The organism is Lachnoanaerobaculum sp., from assembly GCF_057250505.1.
Window position 1 is genome coordinate 1 of the sequence record NZ_DBHIEQ010000055.1, and the last position, 6,402, is coordinate 6,402.

The window sequence follows — 6,402 nt, forward strand, 5'->3', positions numbered from 1 at the left end:
TGCTTTTAGACGCCGATCTGGTACCTGTCTCCATGCAAATGTATCCCGGAAATGAGTCAGAAAAACCATATATTAGAAAAGTTATTGAAGAAATGAAACAACGGTATAACGTATCAGGTAAGACCATTCAGGTGGCTGATAAAGATTCAAAGTTTTCTACATACAAAAATATCGCTAAAGATGAACTTGGAGATTGTGCTAAATATGCAGTATATAAATCTTTTAGTTACGTCTGAGATAGATATGGAGCCTTTACAGGTATATAAGACATACCATAGCCTATCGAAAATAGAAGAATCTTTTAGACTTACAAAATCATACCTTGATGCAAGACCTGTTTATTTACAGAAAAAAGAAACAATCTATGGGCATTTTTTGATATGCTACCTTAGCTTGTTTCTTTTAAGATTATTAGAAATCAAGTGCTTCAAGAATAAAATAAACTCTTATGACTTGATCAACTTTATGCGTGATTTCAGGGTGGTAAATAAAGGTGATAATACATATATCAATATCTCAAGAAACCAATCCCTTAATGAAAAGGTCAAAAAACCGGTTGGCTTTAGCAACCTTGATGCCCTCTACTTAACACAGACTGAAATCGACAATTTCTTTCAAAACTGCATGCTCTTGGATACCTAGAGTACCAGGTTTTGAGAGAAACGACGGAAGTCAGGTAGTAGAGTTAAGTGTAACATATATCATATAGGCATTATTAAGACAAAATATAAATAAAGTACTAGAAATGGTATGTTAATCTTTTTTGTAGATATGTATTAACTTTTACACTAATTCAAGTTTTCTATCACAAAAACAATCTATAAGCTCCAAGTTATGTGATATAAAGATATATGTGAGTCCAAGCTTCTCTCTTAGATCCATCATAAGATTCAGAATCTTTGCCTGAACTGACAAATCAAGTGCTGAGGTTATTTCATCACAAATAAGTATCTTGGGACTTAGAACAAGTGCACTTGCTATACATACTCTTTGGCTTTGCCCTCCGGAAAGTTCATGTGGATATGCATCCATATATTCCTTTCCAAGCCCACACATAAAAAAGTAACTCTCTACTATCTTTCTAATATAATCACTACTAAGATTTGGCTCATATAATTTTAAAGCTTCCAGTGCCAGACTTGATACCCTTCGCTTTGGTGAGAGTGTGGTATATGGATCCTGCATTATAATCTGTATTTTCTTTTTTATTTCTAAAGTAGAAAATAAATTTATTTTTGTTTTATTTCCAAGTTTTTTTTCAAATACCTTGGTAGAATCTATAAATATCTCTCCAGCATCCGGTTCTTCTATACCTGTTAAACATTTTACCAAAGTGGACTTTCCTACTCCGGATTTTCCCACTATTCCAAGTATCTCTCCATCAAAAAGCTCAAAGGAAAAGTTTTCTAATACATTTTGCTTTATTTTTCTTGTAAAAACACTTTTTGAAAACTTGTAAGCTTTATATATTTCCCTTGCTTCCAATATATTGCTCATCTTTCTCCTCGCTTAATTCACCTTCATAAAATCTTCCTGTAAATGTAGCCTTGTTTATAACTGATTTTAGTAATAGATTAGAATATGGATGCTTAGGGGATTCAAAAAACTCTTTTGCATTTTGTTTTTCAACAATTTTACCCTTATACATAACAGCTACTTCATCAACATATTTTTCTATTTTAGACAGTTCATGACTGATTAATATAATAGCCATATTCCTCTTTTTACATAGATCATATAGTAAAGATAGTATATCATTTTTCAATTCCTCATCTATTGCTGCTGTAGGCTCATCTGCTATCAAGAGTTTGGGATCAGAAGCTATTGCTACTGCCATTTGCACTCTCTGTCTCATACCACCACTTACTTGATGTGGAAACTTATAGTATATAATTTGTGGTTCCGGCAGGCTTACTTCTTTAAAAAGCTCTATAACTCTATCGTAGCGTTCTTTCTTAGATAATTTTGTATGCAAAAGCAAAACTTCATCTACCTGATCTCCAAGTTTCATCAAATGGTCCAATGCACGCATAGGTTCTTGAAACATCAAAGTTATATCTCTTCCCCTTACCTTCTTTAGTTCCTTTTTACTTAGCTTAAGCAGATTTTTCCCTTCAAACATAACCCTTCCTTTGACATTTATATTGTCAGAGTTTAGTCCAAGAATTGCCCTAGTACTAAGTGTTTTTCCACTTCCTGATTCTCCAACAAGTGCCATTATCTTACCTTTTTCTATATCCAAATCAACCTCAAACTCAAGTGCTTTCTTAGTATTTCTTTGTTTTGGGTTGAAAAAAATCCTAAAACCTTCTCCTATAAAGTTTATGGCCAGTACTATTGATATTATAACTAATCCGGCCGGCAACCATGTCCAAGGATAGCTTTGCAAAGCCCTCATATTTTGGGCATTTGACAATATATTACCCAGACTTGGCATAGGATCCTTTACTCCCATACCAAGGAAACTTAAAGACGCCTCTATCAATATTGAATTTGCCATAGATATACTTGCTGCTACTATTATCATTGGCAAAACATTAGGTAGGATATGCTTTATAATAATAAATATATCTGAAAAACCAATAGTCTTTGACATTATTATAAAATTTTGTTTTTTTAAAGATAGTACTTCCGCCCTTACTATCCTTGCCACATCCGTCCATGATAATATTGATATAATAATTACAAGATTACTAAGTGAAGGTCCTATTATAGCAGCTATTGCCATTGCTGTTATAATAAATGGAAAACACATCACTATATCTATAATTCTCATTATAATAAAGTCCGGACCTTTACCAAAATAAGCTGCTATTGTTCCAAGTGTCGTACCTATAAGTATTTGCATAATTGTACTTATTATACCTACACTTAAAGATACTCCCATTCCATATAAGAGTCTGGCAAAAATATCTCTTCCAAGACTGTCTGTACCAAGTATATGCATACTATTAGGTGCTGCATTAATGGAAAATAGATCAATTGTTGAGTAAGAAGACTTTGCAAAAAATGGAGCCACTATCGAAAGAAAAATAGCAAATAATAAAATGCTTCCTCCCAGTATCCAGTAAATATTCCTCTTGAGTTCTATACTTTTTATATCCATTCTACCACCTGTTATATTTCAATTCTTCTATCAAGGCAAATATATAAAATATCTGCTAAGAAATTAGATATCAATATAAATACCGCACCTATCATCAAAATCCCCATTATAAGTGGGTAATCCCTATTTTGTACAGCTTCATAGCTCAAACGTCCTATTCCCGGCCACACAAAAACAGTTTCAGTCATCAATGCCCCGGAAAATAATGTAGGTATCTGCAAACAAAAAATCGTTACTATTGATATCATAGCATTTTTAAGAGCATGTTTTAGCAAAACTCTTCTAAAACTCATTCCCTTAGCAACTGACGCCCTAATATAATCATTGTCAAGTACCTCTATCATAGCTGCCCTAGTGTATCTTGTAAATGCAGTTGCCTGAAATATAGTCAGTGTTATAACAGGCAATATCATATGCCTTGATAAATCAATTATTCTATAAATCCCCTTAAATTGTCTTCTTACATCATACATTCCTGATGATGGCAATAATGTAATATCATATGAAAATCTTTTAATCAATAAGAGTGAGATAAAGAATACCGGTATGGATACCCCTATAAATGAAAGTATTGTAATTATATCATCCACTATAGTATTTTTCTTTACAGCTGCAATAGTACCAAAGAATACTCCTATAAAAGCACTTGTTATTAATGATGTTCCCATTAGTATAAATGTATTGAAAACTCTTGAACCAATTACTTCTGTAACCGGTCTTGAATATTTAACAGAATATCCAAGATCAAATCTCAATACTCTAAAAAGCCATTTGAAATATTTTATATATAAGGGATCATAATAGCCCAATTCTCTTAATTTACCTTCTATTAAATCTGCTGAAGTATTTGGATTTATCATATTGAAATATGGATGCCCCGGTTGCTTATTGATTAAGATAAATATTATGATTGAAATAAAAAAAAGCAATGTTATTAGTACCAATAATTTCTTTAGTATATATTTTATCATACCTTTTCCCAAGTGATTTTATCAAAAAGAGCCGCTACAAATCTTGTTACGGCTCTGAATTGCTACTCTGATATGCTCCAGTTTTGTGCATCTGCAAAATCTCTAAAAACCGAAGGGTTGAATCCTTCAAGCTTTGGATTTGTAGCTATAATTATATCCTGTTCAAATAAATAAATCCATGGTATCTGTTCATTCATATATACAGCAAACTCTTTATATGCTGACTTTCTAGCATCTATCTCTGTTGTTCCTGCACCGGCTTCAAGAATTTTATCAAGCTCAGGTGTAGTAAATCCTGAAATATTCCATCCCATCTTTCCTTTTTCATTGCTAACTGCATCTGAGGACCAGTATGATGTTAAATCAGGATCAGCTGTAAGATTATTTCCCATCATATACATGTCAAAATCATGATTTGCAACAACTTTTTCCATAAGAGCCGGGAATTCCATCTTATTAAGTTCAACTTTAATACCAACATCTTTTAAGTTGGATTGTATTACCTGTGCTGCCTGTTCTCTTACTGTATTTCCGGTTGGTACATCAAGAGTAAATGAAAGAGCTTCTCCATTCTCATTTACCATAACTCCATCTTTCATTGTATATCCGGCTTCTTCAAGTAATGACTTTGCCTTCTCTACATCATATTCATATTTATTAAACTTTACATCCTTAGGATATGCCCATGAACTTGAAAGCATAGGTGTATCTTTCACCTCTCCATTACCTTCAATAAGTTTTTCTACCATATTCTTTCTGTCAATAGCTGTAATTATAGCTTCTCTTACCTTTATATCCTTAAATATAGGATTTCTATAGTTTAATCCCATATATTGGAATAAATTGTTTGGATGTCGGTATATTTTAAAACCTGCACTCTCAAGTTCTTCGATATCTGCTTTCTTTAAGTTAGTTACTGCAACCATATCTACAGCACCACTTTTTAAATCAGCAGCTACTGTATCTTCACCTACAATCTTGTAGACAATATTTGAAGTTTTTACTTTTCCACCAAAGAAATCATCATTCTTTTCAAACTTAACATCCTGACCTTCATTGAAGCTTACAAGCTTATAAGGTCCATTACCTACAGGATTTGTAAGAGCCTCTGTATTATTCTTCCACTCTTTCATAGGTATTTTTGACCAAATATGCTCAGGTATTATTCCCATACAACCAAGGTTTGTAAGTCCGGGACCATAGGCACTATCAAACTCAATGGTTATAGTTTTATCATCAGGAGTTTTAATACCTGATATTTTCTCAGCTTTACCATCCTTATATTCTGTAGCACCTTTTATCTTTTTAACATAATTTCCATACTCTCCGGCATAATCTGCATTTCCAAGTGCATTAAATGTATAAGCTACATCCTCTGAAGTAAGTGCTTCTCCATCTGACCATTTAAGATTGTCATTAAGAGTAAAAGTTATAGTTTTTTGATCATCAGATACTTTATACTCCTTTGCCAGATAAGGCATAAGATTTTGCTCCTCATCAAGCTTTAAAAGTGAAGTATATACCATACTGCAAACTGCATCATCATATATACTATCTGTAAGTAAAGGATTAAAAACTCCGGATGGAGATGTTGACATACCATATACTATAGTATCCGGAACTTCCTCCACCTTTGCTTCTGTCTTACTTACCTGAGTCTGTACCTCTGTATTGCTCTTGGTTGTTTCATCCTGTTTTGATGAACAGGCGGTCAAAGCCCCTACTGCAATAAACATGGCTCCTAAAGTCAAAAATTTTCTTTTTAACATCTTTCCCTCCCTATGTTATTACCTACAATAAACCTTTATTTATGTGTTTATTTCCTTCTTTAAATAAATGAATTGCTAAGATATGAATTTATGTTATAGCTCATCTTAAAGAATAAAAAAAATTTCCACAGATTCAAAATTTAGCTTCAAAATATCACTTAATATATCAAGATATTCATTAACAAATCTCTCATTATATGAAGATTCTTTCGCTTCGTATTGCTACTATATTTTTCATACTTCCTCACATTTTCAATTTGTTTAAAAAACATTGTTTCTAGGTTATCATTGATATTTGATTAAGTCAAATAGTGATTTTAGATTAAATTAATGATTTTAGTGATTTTATCCATAAATACCCGTCTTATGTCGAAGTACTATGAAATTTCCGACATTTTAAATTTTGAATAAACTATTTAACCTTATGCAATTCTTTTTGACCCTTTATTTTAAAGGCTTTTCTCACATTAAAAATATTTCAAAAAATTTGAAAAAAAATTTTAGAGGTGTTTATGGCTTATTTTTTGAGAAAAGAAAAGAAGAAAAAATGAAAAGA

Annotated in this window: 4 protein-coding genes and 1 pseudogene; 1 reads left to right on the forward strand and 4 read right to left on the reverse strand. The window is 32.2% G+C overall.

The genetic code is table 11. The annotated features are described in order from the left end of the window. Nucleotides 1–642: pseudogene (locus ACO6FI_RS12995) on the forward strand (IS1634 family transposase); the annotation flags it as partial. A 141-nt stretch (nt 643–783) separates the two neighbouring features. Here the strand turns inward: ACO6FI_RS12995 and ACO6FI_RS13000 are convergent. From ACO6FI_RS13000 to ACO6FI_RS13015, 4 genes are all read right to left on the reverse strand, one after another. Then, nucleotides 784–1,497: an ABC transporter ATP-binding protein gene (locus tag ACO6FI_RS13000; RefSeq protein ID WP_485457696.1), complete on the reverse strand. Its 714-nt coding sequence runs from the start codon at nt 1,495–1,497 to the stop codon at nt 784–786. Then, nucleotides 1,463–3,106 carry a dipeptide/oligopeptide/nickel ABC transporter permease/ATP-binding protein gene (locus tag ACO6FI_RS13005; RefSeq protein ID WP_485457697.1) on the reverse strand — a complete coding sequence of 548 codons (1,644 nt, stop codon included), beginning with the start codon at nt 3,104–3,106 and terminating at the stop codon, nt 1,463–1,465. Before ACO6FI_RS13005 ends, ACO6FI_RS13000 begins: the two co-directional genes overlap by 35 nt. Nucleotides 3,107–3,117: 11 nt before the next feature. After that, complete coding sequence (locus tag ACO6FI_RS13010) at nt 3,118–4,077, reverse strand: ABC transporter permease (RefSeq protein ID WP_485457698.1); 960 nt, start codon at nt 4,075–4,077, stop codon at nt 3,118–3,120. Nucleotides 4,078–4,139: 62 nt separating this feature from the next. Then, the gene (locus tag ACO6FI_RS13015) at nt 4,140–5,846 is read right to left on the reverse strand and encodes an ABC transporter substrate-binding protein (protein ID WP_485457699.1); all 1,707 of its coding nucleotides are present in this window, start codon (nt 5,844–5,846) and stop codon (nt 4,140–4,142) included. Between the last annotated feature and the right edge of the window lie 556 nt (nt 5,847–6,402).

What these genes read in the sequence shown, in the direction of transcription:
- ACO6FI_RS13010 (WP_485457698.1), bottom strand. Translation starts at nt 4,077, where the DNA reads ATGATAAAATATATACTAAAGAAATTATTGGTACTAATAACATTGCTT.
- ACO6FI_RS13000 (WP_485457696.1), bottom strand. Translation starts at nt 1,497, where the DNA reads ATGAGCAATATATTGGAAGCAAGGGAAATATATAAAGCTTACAAGTTT.
- ACO6FI_RS13005 (WP_485457697.1), bottom strand. Translation starts at nt 3,106, where the DNA reads ATGGATATAAAAAGTATAGAACTCAAGAGGAATATTTACTGGATACTG.
- ACO6FI_RS13015 (WP_485457699.1), bottom strand. Translation starts at nt 5,846, where the DNA reads ATGTTAAAAAGAAAATTTTTGACTTTAGGAGCCATGTTTATTGCAGTA.